28 protein-coding genes are annotated in these 24,595 nt (G+C 67.3%); 14 read left to right on the forward strand and 14 right to left on the reverse strand.

The features are described from left to right. The first annotated feature begins 46 nt into the window (after positions 1-46). A complete protein-coding gene (locus BN3560_RS04340; RefSeq protein ID WP_096227140.1) occupies positions 47-481 on the forward strand; it encodes an FKBP-type peptidyl-prolyl cis-trans isomerase in 435 nt (144 codons plus the stop codon). Between the two features lie 216 nt (positions 482-697). Beyond that, positions 698-1,126 (forward strand): FKBP-type peptidyl-prolyl cis-trans isomerase, encoded by a 429-nt coding sequence (locus BN3560_RS04345; RefSeq protein WP_015538641.1) that lies wholly within the window; start codon positions 698-700, stop codon positions 1,124-1,126. Positions 1,127-1,179: 53 nt separating this feature from the next. Here BN3560_RS04345 and BN3560_RS04350 read toward each other — a convergent pair whose 3' ends face one another. From BN3560_RS04350 to map, 4 genes are all read right to left on the reverse strand, one after another. Next, on the reverse strand, positions 1,180-1,434 hold the full coding sequence (locus BN3560_RS04350) for a hypothetical protein (protein ID WP_123649878.1): 255 nt from the start codon (positions 1,432-1,434) through the stop codon (positions 1,180-1,182). Between the two features lie 5 nt (positions 1,435-1,439). Further along, entirely contained in the window at positions 1,440-2,312 is an 873-nt protein-coding gene (locus tag BN3560_RS04355) for a hypothetical protein (protein WP_096227142.1), read from the reverse strand. Between the two features lie 340 nt (positions 2,313-2,652). Further along, positions 2,653-3,372: a TVP38/TMEM64 family protein gene (locus BN3560_RS04360; RefSeq protein WP_096227143.1), complete on the reverse strand. Its 720-nt coding sequence runs from the start codon at positions 3,370-3,372 to the stop codon at positions 2,653-2,655. Between the two features lie 87 nt (positions 3,373-3,459). Beyond that, on the reverse strand, positions 3,460-4,344 hold the full coding sequence (gene map, locus BN3560_RS04365; RefSeq protein ID WP_096227144.1) for a type I methionyl aminopeptidase: 885 nt from the start codon (positions 4,342-4,344) through the stop codon (positions 3,460-3,462). 159 nt (positions 4,345-4,503) lie between these two features. On the opposite strand from map, the gene BN3560_RS04370 reads away from it, so the two are divergent. Further along, positions 4,504-5,331 (forward strand): hypothetical protein, encoded by an 828-nt coding sequence (locus tag BN3560_RS04370; protein WP_096227145.1) that lies wholly within the window; start codon positions 4,504-4,506, stop codon positions 5,329-5,331. Positions 5,332-5,408: 77 nt separating this feature from the next. On the opposite strand, the gene BN3560_RS04375 is transcribed toward BN3560_RS04370, so the two are convergent. The 5 genes from BN3560_RS04375 to BN3560_RS04395 all read right to left on the reverse strand — a co-directional run bounded on the left by BN3560_RS04375 (position 5,409) and on the right by BN3560_RS04395 (position 13,204). Then, a complete protein-coding gene (locus BN3560_RS04375) occupies positions 5,409-6,272 on the reverse strand; it encodes a DegV family protein (protein WP_197702171.1) in 864 nt (287 codons plus the stop codon). Between the two features lie 104 nt (positions 6,273-6,376). Continuing rightward, entirely contained in the window at positions 6,377-8,854 is a 2,478-nt protein-coding gene (gene pheT / locus BN3560_RS04380; protein WP_096227146.1) for a phenylalanine--tRNA ligase subunit beta, read from the reverse strand. A gap of 281 nt (positions 8,855-9,135) precedes the next feature. After that, positions 9,136-10,197, reverse strand: a complete 1,062-nt coding sequence (pheS, locus tag BN3560_RS04385; protein WP_096227147.1) for a phenylalanine--tRNA ligase subunit alpha — start codon at positions 10,195-10,197, stop codon at positions 9,136-9,138. A gap of 631 nt (positions 10,198-10,828) precedes the next feature. After that, positions 10,829-12,061 carry a coiled-coil domain-containing protein gene (locus tag BN3560_RS04390; RefSeq protein ID WP_096227148.1) on the reverse strand — a complete coding sequence of 411 codons (1,233 nt, stop codon included), beginning with the start codon at positions 12,059-12,061 and terminating at the stop codon, positions 10,829-10,831. Between the two features lie 9 nt (positions 12,062-12,070). Then, complete coding sequence (locus BN3560_RS04395) at positions 12,071-13,204, reverse strand: serine hydrolase (protein WP_096227149.1); 1,134 nt, start codon at positions 13,202-13,204, stop codon at positions 12,071-12,073. A gap of 359 nt (positions 13,205-13,563) precedes the next feature. Between BN3560_RS04395 and BN3560_RS04400 the strand changes: the two genes are divergently transcribed. After that, positions 13,564-14,184: a GNAT family N-acetyltransferase gene (locus BN3560_RS04400; protein ID WP_197702172.1), complete on the forward strand. Its 621-nt coding sequence runs from the start codon at positions 13,564-13,566 to the stop codon at positions 14,182-14,184. Between the two features lie 9 nt (positions 14,185-14,193). Further along, positions 14,194-15,108, forward strand: coding sequence for a helix-turn-helix transcriptional regulator (locus tag BN3560_RS04405; protein ID WP_096227150.1), 915 nt, complete (start codon positions 14,194-14,196; stop codon positions 15,106-15,108). Positions 15,109-15,244: 136 nt separating this feature from the next. Here the strand turns inward: BN3560_RS04405 and BN3560_RS04410 are convergent, their stop codons facing one another. Further along, entirely contained in the window at positions 15,245-16,072 is an 828-nt protein-coding gene (locus tag BN3560_RS04410; RefSeq protein WP_096227151.1) for a transposase, read from the reverse strand. Between the two features lie 179 nt (positions 16,073-16,251). On the opposite strand from BN3560_RS04410, the gene BN3560_RS04415 reads away from it, so the two are divergent. The 4 genes from BN3560_RS04415 (at position 16,252) to BN3560_RS04430 (ending at position 18,932) form a co-directional block, all read left to right on the forward strand. Next, a complete protein-coding gene (locus tag BN3560_RS04415) occupies positions 16,252-16,719 on the forward strand; it encodes a GyrI-like domain-containing protein (RefSeq protein WP_096227152.1) in 468 nt (155 codons plus the stop codon). Between the two features lie 111 nt (positions 16,720-16,830). Then, a complete protein-coding gene (locus BN3560_RS04420; RefSeq protein ID WP_096227153.1) occupies positions 16,831-17,295 on the forward strand; it encodes a zinc ribbon domain-containing protein in 465 nt (154 codons plus the stop codon). Positions 17,296-17,316: 21 nt separating this feature from the next. After that, the gene (locus BN3560_RS04425) at positions 17,317-18,021 is read left to right on the forward strand and encodes a GyrI-like domain-containing protein (RefSeq protein ID WP_096227154.1); all 705 of its coding nucleotides are present in this window, start codon (positions 17,317-17,319) and stop codon (positions 18,019-18,021) included. After that, positions 18,018-18,932 (forward strand): SPL family radical SAM protein, encoded by a 915-nt coding sequence (locus BN3560_RS04430; RefSeq protein ID WP_096227155.1) that lies wholly within the window; start codon positions 18,018-18,020, stop codon positions 18,930-18,932. The genes BN3560_RS04425 and BN3560_RS04430 overlap by 4 nt, the downstream gene beginning before the upstream one ends. Before the next feature lie 21 nt (positions 18,933-18,953). Here BN3560_RS04430 and BN3560_RS04435 read toward each other — a convergent pair whose 3' ends face one another. Then, complete coding sequence (locus tag BN3560_RS04435) at positions 18,954-20,000, reverse strand: proline racemase family protein (RefSeq protein ID WP_096227156.1); 1,047 nt, start codon at positions 19,998-20,000, stop codon at positions 18,954-18,956. A 177-nt stretch (positions 20,001-20,177) separates the two neighbouring features. Between BN3560_RS04435 and BN3560_RS04440 the strand changes: the two genes are divergently transcribed. From BN3560_RS04440 to BN3560_RS04450, 3 genes are read left to right on the forward strand one after another with little or no spacing between them, the layout of a single operon-like run. After that, positions 20,178-20,615, forward strand: coding sequence for a LytTR family DNA-binding domain-containing protein (locus BN3560_RS04440; RefSeq protein WP_096227157.1), 438 nt, complete (start codon positions 20,178-20,180; stop codon positions 20,613-20,615). Between the two features lie 54 nt (positions 20,616-20,669). Further along, positions 20,670-21,101, forward strand: coding sequence for a hypothetical protein (locus BN3560_RS04445; RefSeq protein ID WP_087191565.1), 432 nt, complete (start codon positions 20,670-20,672; stop codon positions 21,099-21,101). A 50-nt stretch (positions 21,102-21,151) separates the two neighbouring features. Beyond that, positions 21,152-21,664 carry a hypothetical protein gene (locus BN3560_RS04450; protein WP_087191564.1) on the forward strand — a complete coding sequence of 171 codons (513 nt, stop codon included), beginning with the start codon at positions 21,152-21,154 and terminating at the stop codon, positions 21,662-21,664. Here the strand turns inward: BN3560_RS04450 and BN3560_RS04455 are convergent. Continuing rightward, positions 21,592-22,050, reverse strand: coding sequence for a pyridoxamine 5'-phosphate oxidase family protein (locus BN3560_RS04455; RefSeq protein WP_087191563.1), 459 nt, complete (start codon positions 22,048-22,050; stop codon positions 21,592-21,594). The two genes, BN3560_RS04450 and BN3560_RS04455, sit on opposite strands and share 73 nt — an antisense overlap. Beyond that, on the reverse strand, positions 22,047-22,490 hold the full coding sequence (locus BN3560_RS04460) for a DUF3788 domain-containing protein (protein WP_096227158.1): 444 nt from the start codon (positions 22,488-22,490) through the stop codon (positions 22,047-22,049). The genes BN3560_RS04455 and BN3560_RS04460 overlap by 4 nt, the downstream gene beginning before the upstream one ends. A 470-nt stretch (positions 22,491-22,960) precedes the next feature. On the opposite strand from BN3560_RS04460, the gene BN3560_RS04465 reads away from it, so the two are divergent. Both BN3560_RS04465 and BN3560_RS04470 read left to right on the forward strand, forming a co-directional pair. Further along, positions 22,961-23,740, forward strand: coding sequence for an SDR family oxidoreductase (locus tag BN3560_RS04465; RefSeq protein WP_087191561.1), 780 nt, complete (start codon positions 22,961-22,963; stop codon positions 23,738-23,740). A 9-nt stretch (positions 23,741-23,749) separates the two neighbouring features. Beyond that, positions 23,750-24,097: a hypothetical protein gene (locus tag BN3560_RS04470; protein ID WP_087191560.1), complete on the forward strand. Its 348-nt coding sequence runs from the start codon at positions 23,750-23,752 to the stop codon at positions 24,095-24,097. 169 nt (positions 24,098-24,266) lie between these two features. On the opposite strand, the gene BN3560_RS04475 is transcribed toward BN3560_RS04470, so the two are convergent. After that, entirely contained in the window at positions 24,267-24,566 is a 300-nt protein-coding gene (locus BN3560_RS04475; RefSeq protein ID WP_015538660.1) for a hypothetical protein, read from the reverse strand. Positions 24,567-24,595: the final 29 nt, after the last annotated feature.

Here is a 24,595-nt window from a genome sequence, read left to right on the forward strand (position 1 = left end):
GACCTTCCAGCATGCGAGCGGAATACACGAGGAGAGGAGGCCCGACGTGGACAACACGGGCAAGATGGTGAAGGTGGCGTACAAGGGGTTCTTCGACGACGGCTCCGTGTTCATCGACCAGACGGAGCAGCCCGTCGAGTTTCCCTGCCTGGACGGATGGATGCCGCCGGCGTTCATCGACACCGTTCGGGGCATGGCCGTGGGCGAGACGCGGCAGGTGCACGTGGGCGCGAACGAGGCCTACGAGGAGCGCACCGACGAGCGCGTGATGGAGGTGGAGCGCGCGAAGATACCCGCCTCGGTGAAGCTCGTGGTGGGCGAGATGGTGAACCTGGAGGACCCCACGGGCCAGACCTACCCGGCCAGGCTCGTGGAGCTCACGGACGAGAAGGCCGTGTTCGACCTGAACCACGAGGCTATCGCGAAGGCGCTCAACTTCGAGATGACGCTGCTGGACGTGAGCGAGCTGCCGAGCCGTTGAGGCCCGCGCGCCGCACCCTCGAAGAAAAAAAAAAGGGGGGGGTTCGCCAAGAGCTGCCTGCGCTATCCCAGCTCCGACATCGCAGGCAGCTCTTGGCGAACTCCCCCCTGGGCGAACTTGTGGCAACTTGGAGAGGGTTTGCGTCCAGCGGAGGGGCCGCGTTCTGCAGTGGGGTAGACTGGATCTACTTTGTTTCAAATCGAGAGGAGCTCGTTCATGAGCAACGAAGGCAAGAAGGTCAAGGTCCACTACACGGGCACGCTGGACGACGGCACGAAGTTCGACTCGTCGGTCGATCGCGGCGAGCCCATCGAGTTCACCTGCGCCGCCGGCCAGATGATCCCCGGCTTCGACGCAGCGGTGAAGGACATGGAGCAGGGCGAGACCAAGACCGTGCACATCCCTGCCGCCGAGGCGTACGGCGAGCGCCGTGAGGAAATGGTGCAGAAGGTGCCCGTGAGCCAGATTCCCAACGGCGACCAGCTTCCCGTGGGCCAGACCGTGTACATGCGCGGCCCGGCCGGCCAGTCGTTCCCCGTGTTCGTGGAGGCCATCGAGGACGGCATCGTCACGTTCGACATGAACCACGAGCTGGCGGGCAAGGACCTGAACTTCGAGATCACGCTGGTGGAGGTCGCCGGCTAACGCCACCCCCCAACATGGCAACGACCACGGAAGGCGCCCGAGGGCGCCTTCCGTCATTCTGCAAGACGGCATGCTCCGCATCCGCAGGCGTCCTCGGCGCGGCCCTCCGAGGCGCAGCCGGCGCCAAACGTGCGACCTCCCCGTCCTCCCTGCCCGCTTCGCAGCAGCACGCCCTCGAAAGCAGACGGGGACAACACGACCATGACCTCATCGGCCCCGTCTGCGACCACGACCGGCCGATCCATCCCCTGGATCAGCCGGCAGAGGGTCCGCACGCTCCCCGTGTGCGACAGCTGCAAGACGTCCATGCTGCTCACCCCCTCTCCATGCGGCGCGCCAAATCGAGCATCTGCTCGAAGAAGGCGCAGTGGGCCTGGTGGTTCAGCACGGCGACGCGCTGGGCGAGGCGGCCGAGCGCCTCGCCGGTAAAGCGGTCGGGCGGCTGCAGGCCGCAAGCGGCCGCCAAGCCTCCGGGGGACGCCGTAATGCGGGCGCCGGCCTCCTCGCCTGTCGGATCGGACCCGCCCATCAACCGCGCAGCCTTCTCGCGGGCGGTGCGCGCACGAACCAGGTCGTACTCGAATCCGTAGAACGTGAGTTCCCAGAACGCGCTTGCGAGCACGCGGTAGCGCTCACGGCAGCACCAATCCCCGCCGAGCCACACCTTGCATCCGAGCGTTTCCTCCCAGGGGGCGAGCGCGTAGCAGCGCTCGCCCCAGTCGTCCACGTCGCCTGCGCTGCCCTTCACGTCCGCCGCGCGCACCGCAAGGGACCGCAGGCGCTTGTCGACTTTCCTCGCCTGGGCATACGTCGTCGCGGGCATTTGAGCGACACGGACGAGGCGCTCGGCTGCTGCCACATTGAGCAACGGGACGAGCGCGGCGTGGAGCCGCCATGTCAGCGTGCCGCCTCGGGCATCGAGCACATACGACTCCCGCGGGGCCAGCACCCAGCCTCTCGTCGGCCCGCGCCGCACCTCGAGGGAGGCCATGGCATCGAGCGAGCCGTCGAGCCGCTGCGCCATCGCATTGCGACGAGCCTTGTCAGCGCAGGCATGGACTTCGGCGAAATCCTCAATGATCACGCGCCGCAGAAGGGACCGGTCACATGCGCCGAGCACCTCCTGGAGGCTGGGCAGGTCGCGCGGACGCAGGTGCTCACGCTCCCACAGGCTCCCGCCGCTCATGGCAGCCTCCCCTCGCTACGGCGCGGCCCAGCATTGCCCTCGAAACATGCAGTCACGGCAACATGCGGCCCCGCTTTCGAGGGATGGTCATCATGGCGGGCTTTCGCGGCCGCCTTCGCGCACCCTGCCGTAGACGCGCATGCGAACATGGCAAGACACCTCGCTTCCCTTCGGTTCCTGGGCTGGGAGGATCTTGCAAGCGTGGTACGGGCGGCGCGGAACACCGCCGCCATCTATGGGCTGCGCCCGCCTTCTGCCGCGGCGGACGAAACAGCGCTTGCACTGGCTCCTTCGTTTCGCTAGCAGTATAGCACATTTTTACGAACATTTGTTTTAAATGCTAGGGACTTTGCGAACGGGAGCGATGGCGCATCCTGACGCGTGCATACACGGCTGCGCCCGCAAGCACAAGAACGACGATGCCGGCCAGCACGACTCCTGCGGCTCGCCAATCCCCGTCGGCGGCCAACGACGAGGCCAGCACCGACGCCGCGATGGACGGCACGCGGCCGACCGAAGTGATGAGAAGGATGCGCAGGGGCTTCACGCGGGCAAGCGCGGCCGCGTACGTCATGAGGTCCTTAGGCAGTCCGGGCACGAGGAAGTACACGAACAGGATGAGCTCGAAGCGCGGCGAGGCCGCGAAGCGCTCCAGGTCGTCCAGCCGCTTGCGCGAGAGGAAGAGCGCGAGGGCCCGGTCGCCCACGAGGCGTACGAGCACGATGATGGCTACGGCGCCCACGAGGCTGCCCGCGAAGCAGACGAGCGCGCCCTTCCAGAAGCCGAAGGCGTACCCGGCGGCCAGCTCGAGCGGCTCGGCCGGCAGCACGGCCGATAGCTGCTGCACCGCCACAAGCCCCGCCAGGGCCACCGGGGCCAGCGGCCCGAGGCGCGCGGCCTGCTCCTGCACCCGGCGCCCGTCGGTGAGCAGCGCGAGCACGTCGCGCCCGTACACGAGCAGCCACCAGGCGATGGACGCCGCCGCCAGCGCGATCACGGCGATTACGACAATGCGCCCTATGCGCCGTCGTCCCGCGTCCTTGGGAGTGTTCTTTTCCATGGGGCAGATTGTGCGCCCCGGGAAAGCGCGAAAGGTCGCCGCCCGTCAACGGACGGAAAACGATTCCGCACGCAGCCCTTGCCGTTCCTACCAGGACAGCACTTCGTACCCGCCTTCGGTCACGGCCACCTGGACCTCCCACTGGGCCGTGTCGGAACCGTCGGCCGTGCGCACGGTCCAGCCGTTCGGATCGCCCATGTCGATATCGGGTCCGCCGGCGTTCACCATGGGCTCGATGGTGAACACGAGACCCGGAACCAGCACCATGCCCGTACCTGCCTCGGCCACATGGCTCACGAACGGATCCTCATGGAAATCGAGGCCGATGCCGTGGCCGCCGAACTCGCGCACCACCGAGAAGCCGCACGACTGCGCATGAGCGTTCACGGCTGCGCCCACGTCGCCCAGGAAGCCCCACGGCCTCACGGCGTCCAGACCCGCCTCCAGCGCCTTCTTCGTCTCTTCCACCAGGCGCCGACGGTCCTCGGACACCTCGCCTAGGCAGAACATGCGCGATGAGTCGGAGTAGTATCCGTCCAGTATGGTCGAGCAGTCCACGTTCACGATGTCGCCCTCGCGGAGCACGACGTCGTCGGACGGGATACCGTGGCACACCTCGTCGTTCACGGACGTGCAGACGCTCTTCGGATACCCCTCGAAGCCCAGATCGGCCGGGATGCCGCCATGCTCAACCGTGTAGTCGTGCACCCAACGGTCGATCTCGCCCGTCGTGGTGCCCACGCCGATGCGCTCGGCCACGTAGTCGAGCACGCCGACGTTGATGGCCGCGCTGCGCTTGATGCCCTCGAGGTCGTCCGCCGACTTCAGCAGCTCGCGCCCAGGCAGCTCGCACCCCTGATCGTACAGCTGCTCGAGACGTTCGTCGAAGGCCAGGTGGCATTTCTTGTACTTACGCCCGCTGCCGCACCAGCATACGTCGTTGCGACCGGGCTGCTCCACTCCGTCATACATGCGGTTTCCTTTCGCTCGCGGGCTATTGTACCGCGCAACGCCGCGAGCGGCAGCGGGCGGAAGGAAAGTCCCGACAATTCGACCGCTTGGATCGTGTATAGGGGGTAGGCGCCCGTCCTCCCGATGGCGCGCCGAAAGGCCGAACGGAAAGGACGCCTCATGCCGAACCAGCGTCGACCGACCACCATCGCCCGGTGCGCGGCGATAGCCCTCGCCTGCGCAGCCATCGCCGGATGCGCCGCCCCTGCGCAAAGGCCCGTCGACGAGGGCGTTCCGTTCGCAGCCGATGCATTCGGCAAAGAAGCGCGCGACCAGGAGCCCGATGCTGGAGAAGGCCTCCCCGCATCAGGGGACGCCTGCGACGGAGGACCGGCGGCAGCGCCCTCTTCCAACTCCGCTCCAGTCTGCTCGGCCTACGATCTTGAAGCCATCCTCTTGCTCAACCCGGCTTGGATCCCTGCCACGCTGGAGAGACTCGGGTTCGAATACGAGATGGGAGCCCCCACGGGAGCCTGGGAGAGCATTTCCGCCGAAACGCCGTGCTCGCCCGCGGGCTCCAGGACGCGCCTTTTCTTCGCCGTCGAAGGGGGCGAGACATCACCCGAGCTCATGCTGGAGGGAAGGCGCCCGCAGGCCGTGGGCATGGGCATCATGGCCCCGCTCGCCGGCGAGGATGAGGCGGAGGCCGTATGCGCATCGCTGTTGGAGGCGGCCGGCCTCGGAGACGAGCTGTCCCGCACCGTGGAAGAGAGCCACCGCTTCGACTGGCGCACCGTTACCCGCATCGGGAGCTGTCCGGCAGGGAGCGCCGGCGTCTTGTGGCGCATGAGCGTGTCGAGCCAGCAATTGCAGGGGGAATCGGCTGCGTACGGCTTCACCTCCTACACGCTCACCGTCTACACGCGCGAGGGCGTGCTGGCCTCCCAGAACCAGAGCCTGCTGGAAGCCATCGGCATCTTCGACAAAATGGACACTTCACCGAGCTGACAGGCCGCATAAAAGGAATCCTCGGCTGCGCCGTTGCCGAAAAATCGTTAAGATGGGCAGCTCGGCAACCTGCAGCCCTACGCGAACTGCTTCTTGGCGCAGCCGATGCCCAGGGCGCCGGGGCCCACGTGGCAGGCGATGCTCAGGGGGAGGCGGTCGACGTAGACGTCGTCCGTGCCGAAGTGGGCGCGCACCTCGTCGGCAAACGCCTGGGCGTCCTCGTCGCGGTTCGTATGCGCCACGTAGAGGTGCACGCCGTCCACGCCGCCGAAGCGCTCCCTCACGTCGCGCGAGAGCGCCTTTACCATGGTGCGCTTCGCGGCCTTGAACGACTTGGCAACCGAGAAGGCATCGAGCTTCTCGCCTTGGATCTGCAGCACCGGCTTGATCTTGAGCACGGAGCCGATGGCCGCGGCAGCCGGCGTGATACGCCCGCTCTTCTGCAGGTAGGCCATCGTATCCACCATGAGGTAGATGCTGGCGTCGAGCTTCGTGCGCTCCAGCAGCGCGCATGTCTCGGCCGCCGTGCGACCTTCGCCGATCCAACGCAGCGCGTCGAGCACCGCCTCGCGCTGCGTGACCGAGATGCGCTGGTTGTCCACCACGTGCACGCGCCCGTTGCAGTGCCGGGCCACCTGGCACGCCGTCTCGCACGAGCCGGACAGGCCGCTGGACATAGGGATGTAGATGACTTCGTCATACGCTTCGAGCAGCTCGGCCCAGCGCTTGCCCAGATCGACGATGGACGGTTGCGACGTGACGATGTCCGCGCCTGCGGTCTGGCGCGCATAGAAGCGCTCGGCGTCCAGGTTCACGCCCTCGAAGCACTCCTCCCCGTCCACGACGAAGGGCATGGGCACCACGTGCACGCCCAGCTGCTCGGCCTCTTCCTGCATGATGCCGCTGTTCGTGTCCGTCGCGACTGCGATGCTCTTTTCCACCTGTTGCCCTCCCAGACAGCAGGCGACGGGATTCCCCCGCCGCCCGATGCAGACGGGCCCCGAATCCCGTCCCTCTTGCTTACCCTACCATTATGGCCGATCGGCTAGCCGCGCACCTCGGCACCGGTGGCCGTGCACACCTTCTTCACCAAGCGCTCATGAGCCTTGTCCACCTCGTCGCTCGTGAGCGTGCGGTCGGTCGCGCGGTACGTGAGCGCGTAGGCCATCGACTTCCTGCCCGCGCCCAAACGCTCCTCGTCGCGGTACACGTCGAACAGGCGCGCGTCCTCCAGCAGCTTGCCGCCCGCCGAGGTCATGCACTGCACGAGCTTCTCGTGCGCGACGCCCTCGTCCACGACGAACGCCACATCCATGGTCACGGCAGGGAACGTGGGCACGTCGCGGTAGTCGCGCGCGGGGCGCGACGCCTTCGCGAGCGCCTCCACGTCCAGTTCGAACGCCACCACCGGCGCGTCCGCCTCGAAGGCTTCCACGGCCAGCGGGTGCAGCTCGCCCACCCAACCGAGTTCGGCTCCGCCCGACAGCACCGCGGCGGCCCGCCCGGGCTGCAGGTGCGGGGCCTCCTCGGCGGAAAGCGGCTTGAAGCGCAGCTTCGGCAGCGCCAGCTCGCGCGCCAGGCTCTCGACGACGCCCTTGCCGTCGAAGAAGTCGAACGGGGCCGGCGCGGCGTTCCAGCCCGTATCGCCCATGGCCCCCGCCAGCACGCCCGCCAGGCGTCGGCGCTCCTTGGGCTGCTTGCGCCCCTCGGCCGCGAAGAACACGGCGCCCGCCTCGTAGAGCTGGACGTTCTTCACGCCGCGGCTCTGGTTGTAGGCCACGCTGCGCAGAAGGCCCGGCACGATGCTCTGGCGCATGACGGACTGGTCGGCGTTCAGGGGGTTGATGAGCTCGACAGGCTCGCCCAGGCCCTCGTGCGGCATGCGCAGGCGGTCGAGGTCGCCCGGCTCGGCGAACGAGTAGGTCATCGTCTCGTTGAGGCCGCTCGCGCGCATGACGGCGTTCACCGTGCCCATGACGTGCTCCATCTGCGAGCGCGTGCCCACGCGGCCGGGGCCGCCAGGCAGCGTGGCCGGGATGCGGTCCATGCCCCACAGGCGCAGCACCTCCTCGTACAGGTCGATCTCGCGCTCGAGGTCCGGGCGGAACGTGGGCGCCGTCACGGGCAGAACGTCGGCATTGCCCGCCGGATCGTCGGCCACCGCGCAGCCGAGACGGCGCAGGATGTCCTCGATGTCGGCGCGCGGGATGTCAGCCCCCATCATGGCGCAGAAGCGCGGGATGCGGAAGCGCAAATCGGGCGCCGTCGAGGGCGCCGGCCACTCGTCCACGATGCCCTCGCCGTTGCGGACGGCGGCGCTCACCGAGCCCCCGGCCACCTCCACCATGAGCGCGGCGGCCGCGGCCGAACGCTCCTCGATGCCGTGGTCGTCCACGCCGCGCTCGTAGCGCATGGAACTCTCGCTGAACAGGCCCAGGTTGCGGCTCGTGCGGCTCGTGCGGCCCGGCTCGAACGTGGCGGCCTCCAGCAGGATGTCCACCGTCCCGTCCGTGACCTCGGTGTCCAGGCCGCCCATGACGCCCGCGAGCGCCACGGCACCGAGCTCCGGCGTGGAGATGACCGTCATATCGGACGTGAGCGCGCGATCCTCGCCGTCGAGCGTAGTCAGGCGCTCGCCTTCGGCGGCCGCGCGCACCACGATATGCGCCACGCCGTCCGCATTCTTGAGCTTGTCCAGGTCGAAGGCGTGCAGCGGCTGGCCGAACAGGAACAGGATATAGTTCGTCACGTCCACGATGTTGTTGATGGAGCGCTGGCCGATAGCCGCCAGGCGCTCGACCATCCAGTCGGGGCTCGGCCCGACCTTGACCCCGCGGATGACGCGCGCGGTGTAACGCGGGCAGCGCACCGCGTCCTCGATGGTGATCCTCACCGTCTCGTCGACGGGCGCCGAGGAGGCGTCCAGCACGAGCTTGCCCGCCATGCGCCCGAGCGGGCTCTCGTAGTCGGTGCGGTACATGGCGCCCACCTCGCGCGCCATGCCCACCATGGAAAGGCAGTCGGGACGGTTCGGCGTGATCTCCAGGTCGAGCACCGTGTCGGAGAGCTGCGCGAAATCGGCGATGGGCATGCCTACGGGCGCGTCCTCGGGCAGGATCCAGATGCCCGCATGATCGCCGCCCATCCCCAGCTCGCGCTGCGAGCAGCACATGCCGCAGCTGGGAACGCCGCGCAGCTTCGATTTCTTGATCTTGAGGTCGCCCGGCAGCACCGCGCCCACGGTGGCCACCGGCACCTTGATGCCCGCCGCGATGTTCGGCGCGCCGCACACGATCTGCACGGGTTCGCCTGCGCCCACGTCAACCGTCACGACGTGCAGGTGGTCGCTGTCCGGGTGCAGCTCGCAGGTGAGCACGTGCCCCACGACCACCCCGTCGAGCGCCGCGCCGGTCCTCTCCACCGCCTCCACGCCCGTGCCCGTCAGATCGAGCCGATCGCAGAACGCCTTCGTGTCCGAAGGCACGTCCACATATTCGCTCAGCCACTTCAAAGATACTTTCATATCGTTCTTCCTATCGTCTATGCGCGTCGCGCATACTATTCCGAACCACTCCCGCCCCTCGCGCCTCCCAAGAAAGCAAAACGCGCAGGTCAACCCCTCTCACCATGCCCACGCCTGCCTGACCCCCTTCGGCCCGAGTCCGAACACCGGTCATCAGGCGAGCCGCAACAACGTCAACCATGTGAAGGCGACGGCGGGGCGGCGCCCACCAAGCGAGTTCCGCAGCGCAGCGAGGACTGTTCGAGCGACTGGGCGCCGCCCCGCCGTCGCCGCCAGAAACCCTAGAACTGCCGAAGGAAGCGCATGTCGCCTTCCACCAGCATGCGCAGATCCGGCACGTTGTACTTCAGGCAGGCGATGCGCTCCACCCCCATGCCGAAGGCGAAGCCGGAGTACTTCTCGGGGTCGATGCCGGACATGGACAGCACGTTCGGGTCCACCATGCCGCAGCCGAGGATCTCCAGCCAGCCGGTGCCCTTACAGAAGCGGCAGCCTTCGCCGTGGCAGATACCGCAGCTCACGTCCACCTCGGCCGACGGTTCCGTGAACGGGAAGTAGTGGGCGCGGAACCGCGTCCTGCGCTCTTCGCCGAACAGCTGCTTGCACAGGTAGTCGAGCGTGCCCTTGAGGTCGCCGAACGTGATGCCCTCGTCCACCACCAAGCCCTCGATCTGCGTGAACTGGGGCAGGTGGGACGGGTCGGCCACATCGCGACGGTACACCTTGCCGGGCGCGATGACGAAGATGGGCAGCTCGTTGTCCTCCATCGCGTGCACCTGCACGCCCGAGGTCTGCGTGCGCAGCAGCACGTCGGACTCACCGCGCACGGCGGCCTCGTCGCCGGAGCGGTCCACCACGTAGAACGTGTCGGCCAGGCTGCGGCTGGGATGGTCGGCCGGGGCGTTGAGCGCCTCGAAGTTGTAGTAGTCGGTCTCCACCTCGGGGCCCTCGGCCACCGTGTAGCCCAGACCGAGGAATATCTCGGAGATCTCGTCGGTGATGCGGTTGATGAGGTGGCGCGTGCCCATCTGCTGGGCGCGGCCCGGCAGCGTCACGTCCACGGCCGCCGCGTCGATGGCCGCGGCCAGCTCGGCGGCATCGAGGGCCGCCTTGCGTGCGGCCAGCGCCTCCTCCACCGCCTCGCGCACCTCGTTCACCGTCTTGCCGACGGCCGCGCGCTCCTCTTTCGGCACCTGTCCCATGCTGCGCAGATAGCCCGTCAGCGTGCCGGCCTTGCCGAGCACGCCGATGCGCACCTGCTCGAGCGCGGCGGTGTCGGCCGCCTCCGCGATGCGGGCGAGCGTCTGCTCGCGCAGCGCCGCCACTTCGTCCACGATACCCATGTCCTCGTGCTTCCTTTCCGTCTCTCCCCGCGCCCGCCGCAGCCGGCGCAATGAAAAAGAGCCTTCTCTCGTCCTTGTCGTGTGGGGCACGGCCCCGGTCCAAGGACGAGAGAAGGCTCTCGCGGTACCACCTCGGTTGGCGTGCCTTCGCTGCACACCCGCCCGCCCTACGGCGACACGGGGTGCGGCTTAAAGCCGCCCGCTCTTGCGCTCGGTAACGGGAGCACCCGTCGCGTCCTACTGCACGTCTTGCCGCCCCGCTGCCGCCGGGCCGCATCCGCATTCAAACGCGCTGCTCGGAAGGGAATCGCCGCACTGGCCGCCCGGGTGCTCTCAGCCGGTGGCACCCGTCTCTGATGGCAACCGCGCCGCACGGCGCTGTCTTCGTCATCGCATGTAACGTTGCAGTTTAGCACAAACGAGACAGGGGGACGGGGATAATGTCGTCAAATCCGAGGTATCGGATTTGACGACATTATCCCCGTCCTGCGTCATCCTGCTGCGTCATCCCCGGAGACGATGTCGCATTCTCGGCAATCTCGCAGAACCCTGGCGTCGGGGAGCATGGCGTCGCCCCCCCTAACACGACATCGTCTCCGTGCGAAATCATCCCCGGGCTTTTGCCACGCCCCTACAGGAAGCGGTAGCTCACGGTGCGCAGGCCCCAGTCGTTGCACGACGAGAAGCCGAACGCCTTCCACACGCCGGGCTGCAGGTCGAGGGAGCGGCTGCCGCCGCCCATGTAGCCGCAGTCGTTCACGGTGGCGAGCACCGTCATGCCGCCGTAGGAGATCTCGACGGTGCGCCCGTAGTACTGCCAGTACCGTGGCCACGCCATCGGCACGGCCACGCCCATGGACCAGTCGTCGCAGACGGCGCCCGTGGCCGTGGTGCCGGGATTGGGCGTGTAGGGGTCGGTGGAACCGCCGTACGCCGAGGCGACTCCCGTGGACCAGCCGACGCCGGGATCGGGCGCGGGTTCCGGCGCCGGATCGGACCCCGAGCCGCCGTCGGGTGCCGGAGAGGGCGACGGGTCGGGCGCGACGTCCGTCATCTGGTCGCCCGGGCGCGACGTGTTCGTGTTCGACTCGTCGACGGCCACCGGCTCGGTAGGCGCGGAGCCCTGGGCCTCCGCCTCCTCGATCTTGCGCTGCAGCTCCTCCAACATGGAGGAGTATTCGCTCTGCGCCCCCTGCAGCCTCGTCGAGGCGTCGGACACCGTCTGCTCGGCCTGAACCTTCTTCTCCTCGAGCTCGGCCAGCTTCCCTTCCTGCTCGTCCTTCTGCGCGTTCAGATCTTCCATGAGCGCGTCGAAGCGGGCCGAGCGCTCCTTCTGCGCCTCGACCTCATCCACCTGGTACTGCACCACACTCGAGAGGTAGACCAGGTTGCGCACGAGCTCGTCGAAGCTCTGCGCCTCCAGCAGCAGCATGACGAGCGACTGGGCCGAGCCCCCGCGGTACTCGTAGACCGCCGCCTTGGCCAGGGCTGCGCGCCCGTCGATGACCTCCTGCTGGGCCTCCAGAGCCTGGGCCGTAGTCTCGTCGATGCGCTTCTGCAGCTCGGCGACCTCCTGGACGAGCGCCTCGTGGTCGGCGGCGATGCCCTGCCGGCTCGACTCGGCGCCGTCGAGCGCGCTCTGGGCCTCCTCCACGGAGCGCTCGGCCTCGGCCACGGCGGCCTCGTCAACCTCGTCGGCCCCAGCCGCCCGCGGCGCGAAGGGAACGAGCCCGCAGGCCAGAAGCGCCGCCAGCAGGCAGCCCAGCACTGCGCGTGCGGCAAACGGAGTAACGGGGCGCCGGCGCTGCGGACCGGCGGGTTCGGCGGACGGGACGTTCGTGGCCGGGTACGCGTTCGGGTTCATAAGAAGTCCTTAGGCTGCGAGCAGCCGGTCGTGCGCTTCGTCGAGCGCGGCGATCAGGTTAAGGATGAGCGGCTCGTTGTCGGTGAAGTACGCGTCATCGTAGTCGGCATCCGACATGACGGCCACCAGGTAGTCGCCTGCGACGGACTCGACGATGCCGGCGTCGTTGAGCGCGCCCATGTCGTACAGGGGCGTGTCGATCTCGTAGCCGGCCTTCGAGAGCACCTGATGGTCGGATCCGAGCACCTCGCGGATGAACGAGGTGCCGGTCTGCGCGAACAGCCCTTCGCAGAAGGAGGCCAAGCCGCCCCCGCCCCCGAGGTACCCGCCCACGCCAAGCCAGAGCTTCGCCAAGTCGCGCGGCGTGTAGGAGGGGTACCACTCGCCACCCCAGGCCGCAGCGTCCACGCCGGCCGCCGCCGTCCACGCCTCGAAGCCTTCGCCGTAGCGGTTGCGGAGCAGCGCGTAACCGGTGTTGTCGGAGTAGACGATGGTGTCCGTGAGCACCGTGGCCAGGTCGTAGGTGCTCTGGCCGTCGGAGGCCATGATGCCCGTGCCCTCCATGACCGTGTCCTCGAAGACCACGTCGTCGAGCGCCGCCCTTCCCTCGTCGACCAGGGCCTGGGCCACGTACGTGACGAACGGTGCCTTGATGGTGCTCGCCGAGGAGAAGGCCGCATCGGCGTTGCAGCCAAGGCCGCGCTGGGAGGCGAAATCGTATACGACGAAGCCGGCGTCGCAACCAGCGCTGCGGAACGCTTCGAGCGCCGTAGCCACGTCGGGGACCTCGGACGGGTCGACGGGACGCTGGGCCCCCGAGGCGTCGAAGAGGTTGACGTCGGCCGTGCCAGATGCCGCGTCGAGCACCGTCGGCTCCACGTCGCTCGCCGCGGGTGCCGATGCCGTCGCCGTGTCGGGCGGCATGACCGCTTCGTCCGCCACGGCGACAGGGATATCCGGAGCGGCGTCGGCCGCACCCAGCGACACGGCCGGCTCCTCGGGGCGCTCGGCGGCAGCCCCCGCCCCGATCGCCACGCCGAAGAAGGCCACGACGCCCACGAGCGCAAGCGCGGCCGCCTTCGACCACGTCGGCAGGTGCCTTATCCGTCGGCGCAGCCGCCGTATGCCCGAACCCTTCCCCATGGTTTCGCCGTTTCGCTTCCTTCCTGCCGCAACCCTGCGCCGTGCTTCTAACGCGCCGCGCTTTCCGGGGCGGCTGTTCTGCCCTTTTCCCCACCGAGTATTCCGTAACAGCCGGGCAACGACAAGACGACGCAACCGAACAACACAACAGCGCCACGGTCTGTTCGCATGGTCCCCCCCGCGGGGGAAAGGGGATTGAACGCTTGTTATCACCAGCGCTTTCGTTCCTCGGGGACGGTGTTTTCCGAGAGCGAGCGCCCCTCTTGGCCGACGCCTGCACCGCCCTGCCATGGGCGACGGCGACGGCTCCGTGGTAGTATGGGCGGGACAATGCCCCTCCCCGACCGGAAAGACGTCACGTGAGACCCGCTCCCACCCGCATACGCCTCGCGACCGCCGACGACGCGGACGCCATCCTCGCCGTGTACGCGCCCTTCCTGGACACACCCGTCACGTTCGAGGAAGAGGCGCCCTCGGCCGAAGCGTTCCGCAAGCGGGTCGCAGGCGTGCTCGCCGGCTACCCGTACCTTGTGTCCGAACAGGACGGACGCGTGGTGGGCTTTGCCTATGCGCACGCCCAGGCCGAGCGGGCGGCCTACGCCTGGAACGCCGAGCTGTCGGTGTACCTGGCCCACGGCGCCCAAGGCGCCGGGCAGGGAAGCGCGCTTTACGGAGCCCTGATCGAGCTCGTGCGCCTGCAGGGCATGAAATGCGCCTACGCGCGCGTCACGTTGCCGAACGCGGCCAGCGAGCGCCTGCACGAGGCGTTCGGCTTCCAGCTCATGGGCATCCAGCGCAACGCCGGCTACACCTGCGGCGCCTGGCGCGACGTGGCATGGCTCTTCCTGCCCCTGGCGGCCTTCGACCCCGCACCGGAGGCGCCCGTCCCCTTCCCCGCCCTGCTGTGCCGCGACGCTGCCGTCGTGGACGACGTGCTGGCCCGCGCGAACGCCGCGGCCGCGCAGCGTCAGCGCGCTTAGGAAACCGCCATGCAGCCCCAGCGCCTGTTCGAGATCGTCTACCTGCTGATGGACCGCGGCACCTCCACCACGGCGGAGCTGGCGGCCAAGCTGGAAGTGTCCGAACGCACGGTGCGTCGCGACGTGGACGCGCTGTCGGCGGCGGGCGTGCCCGTGTACATGACGCGCGGCAAGGGCGGCGGCGTGCACCTCATGGACGGCTACGTGCTGGACCGCTCGGTGCTGAGCGAGCGCGAGCAGAGCGACATCATGGCGGCGCTCTCGGCGCTCAACCGCACCGGCGCGGCAGACGAGGCGAGCGACGAGACGGCTGCGCGCCTCGGACGGCTGTTCCAGCGCGAGAACGTCGACTGGCTCGACATGGACTTCTCGTTCTGGGGCGCGCCGCCGAACTACCGCGCCGCGTTCGATGCCATCCGCAGCGCCACCATCGGCCGGCACCCGCTGTCTTTTGCGTACTTCGACGCCGCCGGCAACCGCACCGAGCGCACGGTGGAGCCCGCGCAGCTCGTGTTCAAGGAATCGTCGTGGTACCTGCGCGCCTGGTGCCGCGAACGCGAGGCATGGCGCACGTTCAAGCTGTTCCGCATCGATTGGGAGACGATCAGCGTCACGCCCGACACGTTCGAGGCGCGCCCGATGCCCGCGTTCGACGAGGGCGGCCACATGAGGGGAAGCGACCGGCTGGTCATGCGCTTCGCCCCCGAAGCGGAAGCACGGGTGCGCGAGGAGTTCGCTCCGGAGACGATCGAGCGCGAGGCAGACGGCAGCTGGCTGGTGACGCTCGTCTGCGACATCGGGGAGCGCACGCGCTACTACCTGCTGTCATTCGGCGAGCTGCTCGAAGTGCTCGAACCCGCTGATGTGCGCGCCTGGCTGCGCGAGCAGGGCGAAGCCGTCGCCCAGCGCTACGCAGAGGATTGACCCTAGCGCCCAACGCGCGACGCTGCGACGATTTCCCAAACTTTCCCGCATAACCGGACACGCCCCAAGGCAGGACAAGGGAGGCAGGACAAGGGGACGGTTCTCTTGTCCTGCTTATCCTTTTCGCCTGCTCCAGCTAGCCGCGAGGAAGTTGGCCTTTTCCCGCTTTCACTCGCTCGACGATCCCCTTGCTCAATCCCGTGAGTCGGGAAATCTGCCTGATGGAGAGACCGCGCGCCCGCAAAAGAAGCACCGCCTCCTCTCGCCTTGCCTTGTCGAGCGAACATACTTCGGCGCATTCCGAGACACCGGCAAGCTCCCGGATGAGCAACATCGCCTCCCGATCGCTCACCCACGCCGGTTTGTCGGTCCCGCAAGGCGGCAGGCCGCCATCCGATTCGCCTTCCACGAGAAGTTTGAAAGCCGACTTGGCCTTGCTCGGATCAGCGTCAAGCATATCGAGCACGCGCTCCGTGTCGGCAAGTCGGGGCGTCTTCATATATTCGTCGAAGCTCGTCCAGTACGCCGTCGTCTGCCCCACCTCGAGCGGATTCCTGTGTATGTAGCGGACAACGGACAAAAGATATTCGTCGCCCTCGATCGGCTTGCTTTTGTAACGATCTTGGAAAAGATAGCCCCTTCGATCATATTTCCTGTTGAAGTAGTGCGAATAGCTCAGAAGAATCTTCTTCATCATCGAGGACAGATCGATCCTCCCCTCCTCGACAAGAAGATGGACATGATTCCCCATCAGACACCATGCATGCAGCATAAAACCGCATTCGAGCTTATAGCGGCGGAGTCGCTCCATGAACGCCCGCCGGTCCTCATCGTCGTAGAAGAGCTGCGTCTGGTTTATCCCGCGCACCATCACGTGGTGCAGGCCCGACTCGCTTTTCCTACGTGCTTGTCTCGGCATGCGCATCTCCCTTCCCTGAATGAAGAAGATGATGCTTTGCATCATTTTAATTATAGCGTCCTCGTATCCACGACGGAGCTGAAATCGCCGAGCAAGACAAGAGAACCGTCCCCTTGTCTCCCCTTGTCTTTTCTAACTTTCCCGCATAACCGGACACGCCCTGTCCGGTTATGTTCGGTATCGTGCTCCTTGTCAACATTCACCGCTTCGAAAGGAAACGAACCATGCAGTATGAGATAGTCGAGCTTCCCGAGCGCACCATCGTGGGCCCCACCATCCGCACGTCGAACAACTCCCCCGAGGAAGTGGCCGCGATCGGCCAGCTGTGGGGACGCTTCATGGGCGAGGGCATGGACCGCACCATCCCCGAGACGCGCGTCGAGCCGTATGGCTGCTTCGGGCTGTACTACGATTACGATATGAGCGACATGGGCTACACGATGCTCGTGGGCTGCGAGACGCCCGCTGACGCGCCCGAGGGCATGGAAGCCCAGACCATCGCCGCAGGCCGCTACGCGAAGATCGCCATCCGCGGCGGCGACTGCGTGGCGAGCGTGGCCAAGGCCTGGGAGGAGATCTGGGCCGACGAGGAGCTGACGGCGCAGCGCGCGTACACCGTGGACTTCGAGGCGTACCTTCCGGGCGAGGACATGTCCTGCGCCGACATCGACGTGTACGTGGCCCTGCGATAACGCCCGCGCCGAACGCGCGGCCCCGTCGGGCAACCGGCTGTTGCTTGACGGGGCCGCGTGCGCCATGGTTCCATGGAACCTGAGTATCGACACCGGGAAAAGGAGCCCTTCATGGCGATCAAGGACACGCTCATCGAGATCAGGGAGCGAAACGGCCTCACCCAGGCGGAGATGGCGGACCGCCTGTTCGTCACGCGCCAGGCGGTGTCGCGTTGGGAGTGCGGAGACACGCAGCCAGGCGTCGACGCGCTCAAACTGATCGCCACCACGTTTAACGTGCCCATCGAGAAGCTGCTCGACATGCCCCTGCAGGCCGTGTGCCAGAGCTGCGGCATGCCCCTCGCGGACGCAAGCCTGCTGGGCACGGAGGCGGACGGCTCGCCCAGCGAACATCATTGCAAGTGGTGCTATGCGAACGGCGATTACCTGGGCGAATGCACCATGGAGGACATGGTTGAGATCTGCGTGGAGAACATGGCCGGCCCCGAGGCGCCCTTCACCGAGGAAGAGGCGCGCGCCTACATGGAATCGCTGCTGCCCACGCTCGAACGCTGGAAAGGCGCAGCCGCCGACTGAACGACGAAGAAGGAGGACCCCATGGGCGCAGCATTCGATTTCAAGAAGGAATACAAGGACCTCTACCTGCCGAAGACGAAGCCGATGCTCATCGACGTGCCGGCGATGTCGTTCATCGCGGTCGCCGGCTCGGGCAACCCCAACGAGGAGAATGGCGACTACGCCGAGGCACTCGGCCTCCTGTACGCCTTCTCGTTCACCGTGAAGATGGCGAAGATGGGCGACTGGCAGCCGGAAGGCTACTTCGACTACGTCGTGCCGCCGCTCGAAGGGCTGTGGTGGGGAGGCGGCTTCGACGGAGGGCGCATCGAGGACAAGGACGCGCTCAACTGGGTGTCGATGATCCGCCAGCCCGACTTCGTCAGGCCGGAGGTATATCGCTGGGCACGCGAGCAGGTCGCGGCGAAGAAGCCCGGGCTCGACGTCGGCCGTGCGCGGCTCGTGCGCTTCGCCGAAGGACCCTGCGCGCAGATCATGCACAAGGGGCCCTACGACGACGAGCCCGCCACGGTTGCCGCTCTCGAGGAGTTCGTCCGCACGACGGGACGCGCGGGGGACATCGCCGACCCGCCGAGCGCCGAGGCCCTGATGGACGCGCTCGACGCGGACGGCGGAGTTCCCTCGGTGCGCCTGCACCACGAGATCTACCTGGGCGATCCGCGCCGCACGAAGCCGGAGAACCTGCGCACCGTGCTGCGCCACCCCGTGAAGCCCGCATCCGCATGAGCGATGCCGCGCCAAGCCCCTGCCCCGTCGTGCGCGCGCGGTCGATCCTCCAGAAGGTGCGCGCACACGGCGACGAGTGGTTCGGTATCGACTACAACATGAATCTCTACCGGGGCTGCTGCCACGGCTGCATCTACTGCGACAGCCGAAGCGAGTGCTACCGCATCGACGACTTCGGCCAGGTGAGCGTCAAGTTCGACGCGCTGGCCATCCTGCGACGCGAGCTGCGCAGCCGCCGTGTGCGCGGGGTCGTGGGCATCGGCGCCATGTCCGACACGTACAACCCGTTCGAGCGGGAGCTGCGCGTGACGCGCGGAGCGCTTGAGCTGGTGGAGGAGTTCGGCTTCGGCGTTTCGGTGGACACGAAGAGCACCCTCGTCACCCGCGACGCCGACCTGCTGAGCGCCATCGGGCGCGTGGGCGGCGCCATCGCGAAGGTCACCGTCACCACGGCCGACGACGAGCTTGCGCGCATCATCGAGCCGCACGCGCCTTCGCCGAGCGAGCGCTTCGCAGCGCTGGCCGAGCTGGCGGACGCCGGCGTGTTCTGCGGCGTGCTGTTCACGCCGACGCTGCCCTGGGTGACGGACGACGACGCCACGATCCGCGGCGTCGTTGAGGGCGCGGCGGCGGCCGGCGCGCGGTTCGTCTTCCACATGACGGGCGTCACGATGCGCGACCGCCAGCGCGAGCACTTCCTCGAGCGCATCGCCGCCGTCGACCCCGCGCTGCCCGAGCGCTACCGCACTGCGTACGGTGAGCGCTACTTCTGCAACAGCCCGCGCGCAAACGAAAATCGCTCCCTGTTCCGCGCCCTCTGCAAAAAGCACGGCCTGCTATGGCGCATGTCCGACATCGTCAAGGCGTACAAGCCCGCCCAGCCCATCGGCACGCAGGGCAGCCTGTTCTGACCGGGCGACAGCACGGTAAGGTCAACGCGGCAGCAGGAAGCCATGGCCGAGCGAGTCGTTCGGGTCGACGAGGCAGGTGCCGAAGCCGGTGAGGTAGGCGCTGCCCGTTATACGCGGGACGATTGCCGCACGGTCGCCAACCTGCGTCGTCCGGTCGATGGTGCCGGTGAAGCGGGTCCCGATCACGCTCTCGCAGACCACCGGCTCTCCCACGGCAACCTTGCCCGCGCGGTGGAGTGCGGCGAGCTTTGCGCTCAGGCCCGTGCCGCACGGCGAGCGGTCCACCTGCCCGGCACCGAACACCACCACATGGCGCAGCGCCGCCGGGGCATCGGGTGCCGCAGGCGCCCCCGATGCCGAGAACTCCACGAGGTCCACCGTGTCGATGTCGAGCGCCGGATGGCTCACGGCCACCGTGCGGTTCACCTCGTCGCGCACGAGCATGCCGAGGCGCGCGTAGGCGGGAGCCGTCTCGGGGCCGATGTCGCCGAGACCCAGGCCGCCAGCGTCCGCAAGCGCGAAGAAGCTGCCGCCGAAGGCGATGGTCAGCGGCACGGTGCGCCCTTCCACCTGCACCGCGACATCGTCCCGGTAGACGAACGACGGCACGTTCTCGAACGACACGAACTCCACCGCACCGCCGCGCACCAAGGCCGTGGCACGGATAAGCCCGGCGGGGGCCTCGAGCACGACCTCGTTCCCACCCTCGCGCGCCTCCACGATCCCGGCCTCCAGCACGGCTGTGACCACGGCGATGGCGCCGTGCCCGCACATGTTGAGGTAGCCGCCCGTGTCCATGAACAGCACGCCCACGTCGGCCCGGGGGTCGACCGGCCGGCACAGGAACGCGCCGAACATGTCGTGGTGGCCGCGCGGCTCCAGCATGAGAACCCGCCGCAAGTCATCGGCGTGCCGCTCCATCCAGCGGCGCTTCTCGATCATCGTGGCGCCCGCAGGCTCCGGAAAGCCTCCCACGGCCACCCGGCAGGGCTCCCCGGCCGCATGCACGTCCACCACTTTGACGGCCGCCTCGAACCGGCCCAGATCCACGTTCGCCTCCACGTCCATGCGCCCTCCCCTTCGCCTGCCTCGCCTTGCTTCCCGAGCATACCACACGACGCGTCCGTGCAACTTGCGCGGCCCCGCATGCAACTGGGCCCCGACGGCCTTGCGCGGGCCCCGCGCGGTCGGGCATACTGGCGTCGTTGGCCAACCACCGCAACCTGACGACGGAAGGCGCGCACCATGAACGTGACCATCACCGAGAACCCCGCGCTCGACGACGTCGAAGTCGCCATCGCATGCCCGCGCATCGACGAGCGCGTGCAGCGCATCGTGTCTGCGCTCGGCGCGTTCGACCGCGTGCTCGTCGGCGAGCGCGACGGGGCGACGTACCGGCTCGACGTCGACGACGTCTGCTACGCCGAGACCGTGGACGGCAAAACGTTCCTCTACACGGCCGATGCCGTGTACCAGGCGCCGTTCAAGCTCTACGAGCTGGAGGAGCGGCTGGCGAGCACCGAGTTCGTGCGCGCATCGAAGCAGATGCTCGTGAACTTCGACCACGTCGCGTCAATCCGGCCCGCCCTGAACGCGCGCCTGCAGCTCATGCTGGACAACGGCGAGGCCGTCATCGTGTCGCGCCAGTACGCGCCCGCCATCAAGCGGAAGCTCGGGCTGTAGCCACCGCATGAGACGTCAACCCCGTCCCCGTGTCTCATTTCGAAGGAGTTCGCCATGAAGAAGATCATCGTCCAAGCCGCCTCCGCCGCGTGCATCATGTTCACCATCGTCATGCTGTGGTTCACGGGCATGGGCTACCTGTTCGCCGGGCCGAGCTATGGGCTCAACCTCACCATGAGCGTGTTCGGCGCCGCCTTCGGGATGGCGGCTCTCCAGGCGCTTTGGTTCACCGGCGCCGTGTTCAGGAAGCTCGCCTACCCGGCGCGCATAGCGGGCTTCGGCGCCTGCGGCCTGCCCGTGCTGGCACTCTGCGCCTGGGCGGGCCCGTGGTTCCCGCTCGACGATCCCGGCGTCTGGGCGGCCTTCGCCATCGTGTACCTGTTCATCCTCGCGGGCGTCACGGCGGGCTACACCGTCTACTTCAAGAAGACTGCCGGCGGCTACGACCAGGCCCTCGCCCGCTACCGCGAGAAGAACCGCCGCTGAGCGCGGCCGCCTGCACCCGCCCGTCTATCACCCAACAGAAAGGCATACCCATGAAAGAGAAGCTCGCCTTCGGCACGAAGGTCACGGTCGCGCACGTCCTCACCTACACCCTGTGCGGCTTTGCGGCAATGTTCCTGTTCGACTACCAATCCTCGGTAGAGGCCATCGGCATGCGCCCCCTGGACGACCCCATCGTCGGGCTGGCCCCTGTGTTCCAGATCGTGCGCGGCGCTCTGTTCGCCCTCGTGCTCTGGCTCATTCGCCCCGCGTTCATGGAGCGCAAGCACGGCTGGCTCGTCGTGTGGGCGGTCATAGCCATCGTTGGCATCTTCAACACGCCGGCCCCTTCGCCCGACTCCATCGAGGGTTTCATCTACCTCGCGCCCACGGACGCGCCCCTGGGCATCAGCATCGGAGGAACGCTCGAGATACTCGCGCAGACGCTCCTGTTCAGCGTGGCCGCAACCTGGTGGGTCAAGCGGCCTGCGCGTCACGCCTCCGGTGCGCCCGGTTCCTCGCCAGCAGGCTCCGGCACGACGAAGTCCTCCGACCCGAAGTTCTGATAGTACCGCCCCGCATCGGCCGTGAAGCGCAGCACGCAGTAGTCAGGATCGGTCACGCCCAGCGGATAGTACGTCGTGTCGCCGTCCTGCCAGATAAGCTCCTTCGCCCACGAGTCCTCGAGCACCTCCATCGTGCCCTTGAGCATGACGCCCCGGAAGAACCGCCGGTCCATGAAGTAGAGGCACGCCTGCGGGTGCGCGCGATAGTGTCGCACCCGCATCGACGAGGTGTTCGTGGTGAAGTAGAACGTGCGGATGCCCTCGCGCCGGCGCGGCGGGAGCATCGCCTTGATCTCGGGGAAGCCGTCCCCGTCCACCGAGCCGATAAACGACGCGTTCTGGTGGTCGACGAGGTTGCCGATGGTCTGCTCGGGGTCGCGCATCATGAGCGCGCCTCCTTCTTCGGCGCGGCGCGCAGCATCATGAGCGCCTCGGCGTCGCGCAGGATGGCCTCGCTCGTCACCTCGATCATGAGCCAGCGGCCCATGCTGCTGTCGGCCGATCTCTCGTACAGCGCGCGCACGTACGGATCGCACGCGGGCAGCAGTCCCTCGGCCTCGGGCTTCTCCTTCGATCCCACCGACACCATGCAGATGAAGAAACCGTCGTGCGGGTACACCGTGCAGAGCGCCCGCCCGCGCGCCTTGTACTTCACGTTCCAGCCCGGCGCGGCCCCGCAGCGGCTGTACTCGATACGGGGCTGGGCGCCGTAGGCCTCGTCGACGAACCTAATGAACGCATCCCATAAGGGGTTGCCGACGTAGTCGGCAACATCCTCCATCGACGGCTCGCGGCCTACGGGAAACAGCTCGTGCCAAGCAACCATGGGCATCCTCCAAGAGTCATGGGGCGGTTAGGGGCAGTATAGCATGGATTTAGAGCTTATGATCGGGAATTTAAGAACTTATGTTCCTTATTTTGAACGACACGCAGGAGCAGAGCTCCCCGCCCCGGCCGGTTCGCAGGCCCGAGGTGGCAGCCGGGTCCCGGCAGGCACCCCGTCTCCGTAGGCTTTCGAACCCCTTCTCTGCCCGCCCACGACGCCCGACAGCCGATCGCCTGCCCGCCGCCCATGCTCCCGAGGTGCCCGCCACCCCGCAGCTGTTGCCCCTCCAACGGTTTCGACAGCCGCCGAGGCCGCCGGCCGAAAGGGAGCCGCCGCGGATGACGCCTCGGCTACCGTTGGCCCCGGCGCAGGCAGGACGCCGTGGGCCATGGTATATGATTTACCCCGTAATAGTAATGCGTATCGATAAGGGCTGTGCTGCGCGCGGCCCCGCATGAAAGGAAGGACGCATGGGCATCTACGTCATCACCGGCGCGTCGAGCGGCATCGGCGCGAAGACGGCCGAGATCCTGCGCGAACGAGGCCACGAGGTGGTCAACATCGACCTCAAGGACGGCGACATCGAGGCGAACCTGGCCACGAAGGAGGGCCGTGCCGGCGCCATCGCCGAGCTGCACGAGCGCTATCCCGAGGGCATCGACGCCATGATCTGCAACGCGGGCGTATCGGGCGGCAAGGTGCCCATCTCGCTCATCATCTCGCTCAACTACTTCGGCGCCACCGAGATGGCCAAAGGCGTGCGCGACCTTCTGGAGAAGAGGGGCGGCAGCTGCGTTATCACGTCGTCGAACTCCATCGCCCAGGGCGCGGCGCGCATGGACGTGGCAGGCATGCTGAACAACCAGGCCGACGAGGACCGCATCCTGGAGCTCGTGAAGGACGTTGATCCGGCCGTCGGGCACGTGTACTACGCCTCCACGAAGTACGCGCTCGCCCGCTGGGTGCGGCGCATGAGCCCCGACTGGGGTTCGCGCGGCGTGCGCCTGAACGCCATCGCGCCGGGCAACGTGCGCACGGCCATGACCGCGAACATGCTGCCCGAGCAACGCGCGGCCATGGAGGCCATCCCCGTGCCGACGCACTTCGGCGAGGAGCCGCTTATGGAGCCCATCGAGATAGCGAACGCCATGGCGTTCATCGCCAGCCCCGAGGCCAGCGGCATCAACGGCGTGGTGCTGTTCGTGGACGGCGGCACCGACGCCCTGCTCAATTCCGAGAAAGTCTACTAGGAGGCGCACATGGTCATCAACGATTTCGTCACCGCGATGCAGGGCAAGGACCACAAGGGGCTCGCGGCATGCTTCACCGAGGACAGCCGCCTCGTGGACTACTGCCCCTCCATGGTGAAGCGGCAGAACACGTTTCTGTACGGGCGCAACGCCATCGAGATGTCGTTCCACAACAAGTTCATGTTCGGCGGCTTCACCATGCGCGACCCGAGAATCGTGAACGAGCGCACAGTGAACTTCTACGCCGACTACAACGGCACCATCATCCACGCCCTCGCGCAGATCGAGAACTGCAACGACGGCGTATGCAGCCTGGACGACAGCCTTATCAAAGAGCTCGTCATCCGCCCGGCATAGGCGCGCATCGGAGCCAACGGCATGCGCCGCGTGACAAGGGGACGGGGAGGATGATGTCCCGTTCCTCGCTGGGCGCGGGGCCGCAAAACTCCCGGAGACGTGACATTATCCCCGTCCCCTTGTCACGCTCAACGGAGGACGGCCGCTTGCGCGGCCGTCCCTGTTTTCACTATTCGGTTTTTTCCGAGGCGTAGAAGGTTGCTTCCTCGAACACATCCCCTATCGACTTGCCGTCCACGAAGGGGAGCGTCATGAACTCGCTCACCGTGGGCACCAGCTCGCTCGCGTCCACGTAGTGGCCCTTGTCGTTGAACTGGGCCGTGTCCTGTGCGCGCCAGTAGCGGTCGTTCACATCGGTCAGGTAATACGTTGCGCCGCCGACCTCCATGTACACCGAATGCTTGGCGTGCAGGTAGTTCGGCAGCTCGTCGAACGAAACGTCGAGCGCCTCCGCCGATTTCACACCCATAGCAGACCCCTTTCCTCGGGAATAAGCCT

It is taken from the genome of Gordonibacter urolithinfaciens, from assembly GCF_900199375.1.
Classification (GTDB): domain Bacteria; phylum Actinomycetota; class Coriobacteriia; order Coriobacteriales; family Eggerthellaceae; genus Gordonibacter; species Gordonibacter urolithinfaciens.

What these genes read in the sequence shown, in the direction of transcription:
- BN3560_RS04395 (WP_096227149.1), bottom strand. Translation starts at nt 13,204, where the DNA reads ATGGGGAAGGGTTCGGGCATACGGCGGCTGCGCCGACGGATAAGGCAC.
- BN3560_RS04450 (WP_087191564.1), top strand. Translation starts at nt 21,152, where the DNA reads ATGAAAGAGAAGCTCGCCTTCGGCACGAAGGTCACGGTCGCGCACGTC.
- BN3560_RS04390 (WP_096227148.1), bottom strand. Translation starts at nt 12,061, where the DNA reads ATGAACCCGAACGCGTACCCGGCCACGAACGTCCCGTCCGCCGAACCC.
- BN3560_RS04350 (WP_123649878.1), bottom strand. Translation starts at nt 1,434, where the DNA reads ATGGACGTCTTGCAGCTGTCGCACACGGGGAGCGTGCGGACCCTCTGC.
- BN3560_RS04370 (WP_096227145.1), top strand. Translation starts at nt 4,504, where the DNA reads ATGCCGAACCAGCGTCGACCGACCACCATCGCCCGGTGCGCGGCGATA.
- BN3560_RS04345 (WP_015538641.1), top strand. Translation starts at nt 698, where the DNA reads ATGAGCAACGAAGGCAAGAAGGTCAAGGTCCACTACACGGGCACGCTG.
- BN3560_RS04415 (WP_096227152.1), top strand. Translation starts at nt 16,252, where the DNA reads ATGCAGTATGAGATAGTCGAGCTTCCCGAGCGCACCATCGTGGGCCCC.
- pheT (WP_096227146.1), bottom strand. Translation starts at nt 8,854, where the DNA reads ATGAAAGTATCTTTGAAGTGGCTGAGCGAATATGTGGACGTGCCTTCG.
- BN3560_RS04360 (WP_096227143.1), bottom strand. Translation starts at nt 3,372, where the DNA reads ATGGAAAAGAACACTCCCAAGGACGCGGGACGACGGCGCATAGGGCGC.
- BN3560_RS04470 (WP_087191560.1), top strand. Translation starts at nt 23,750, where the DNA reads ATGGTCATCAACGATTTCGTCACCGCGATGCAGGGCAAGGACCACAAG.
- BN3560_RS04435 (WP_096227156.1), bottom strand. Translation starts at nt 20,000, where the DNA reads ATGGACGTGGAGGCGAACGTGGATCTGGGCCGGTTCGAGGCGGCCGTC.
- BN3560_RS04460 (WP_096227158.1), bottom strand. Translation starts at nt 22,490, where the DNA reads ATGGTTGCTTGGCACGAGCTGTTTCCCGTAGGCCGCGAGCCGTCGATG.
- BN3560_RS04425 (WP_096227154.1), top strand. Translation starts at nt 17,317, where the DNA reads ATGGGCGCAGCATTCGATTTCAAGAAGGAATACAAGGACCTCTACCTG.
- BN3560_RS04475 (WP_015538660.1), bottom strand. Translation starts at nt 24,566, where the DNA reads ATGGGTGTGAAATCGGCGGAGGCGCTCGACGTTTCGTTCGACGAGCTG.
- BN3560_RS04430 (WP_096227155.1), top strand. Translation starts at nt 18,018, where the DNA reads ATGAGCGATGCCGCGCCAAGCCCCTGCCCCGTCGTGCGCGCGCGGTCG.
- BN3560_RS04465 (WP_087191561.1), top strand. Translation starts at nt 22,961, where the DNA reads ATGGGCATCTACGTCATCACCGGCGCGTCGAGCGGCATCGGCGCGAAG.
- map (WP_096227144.1), bottom strand. Translation starts at nt 4,344, where the DNA reads ATGTATGACGGAGTGGAGCAGCCCGGTCGCAACGACGTATGCTGGTGC.
- BN3560_RS04405 (WP_096227150.1), top strand. Translation starts at nt 14,194, where the DNA reads ATGCAGCCCCAGCGCCTGTTCGAGATCGTCTACCTGCTGATGGACCGC.
- BN3560_RS04445 (WP_087191565.1), top strand. Translation starts at nt 20,670, where the DNA reads ATGAAGAAGATCATCGTCCAAGCCGCCTCCGCCGCGTGCATCATGTTC.
- BN3560_RS04410 (WP_096227151.1), bottom strand. Translation starts at nt 16,072, where the DNA reads ATGATGCAAAGCATCATCTTCTTCATTCAGGGAAGGGAGATGCGCATG.
- BN3560_RS04440 (WP_096227157.1), top strand. Translation starts at nt 20,178, where the DNA reads ATGAACGTGACCATCACCGAGAACCCCGCGCTCGACGACGTCGAAGTC.
- BN3560_RS04420 (WP_096227153.1), top strand. Translation starts at nt 16,831, where the DNA reads ATGGCGATCAAGGACACGCTCATCGAGATCAGGGAGCGAAACGGCCTC.
- BN3560_RS04455 (WP_087191563.1), bottom strand. Translation starts at nt 22,050, where the DNA reads ATGATGCGCGACCCCGAGCAGACCATCGGCAACCTCGTCGACCACCAG.
- pheS (WP_096227147.1), bottom strand. Translation starts at nt 10,197, where the DNA reads ATGGGTATCGTGGACGAAGTGGCGGCGCTGCGCGAGCAGACGCTCGCC.
- BN3560_RS04355 (WP_096227142.1), bottom strand. Translation starts at nt 2,312, where the DNA reads ATGAGCGGCGGGAGCCTGTGGGAGCGTGAGCACCTGCGTCCGCGCGAC.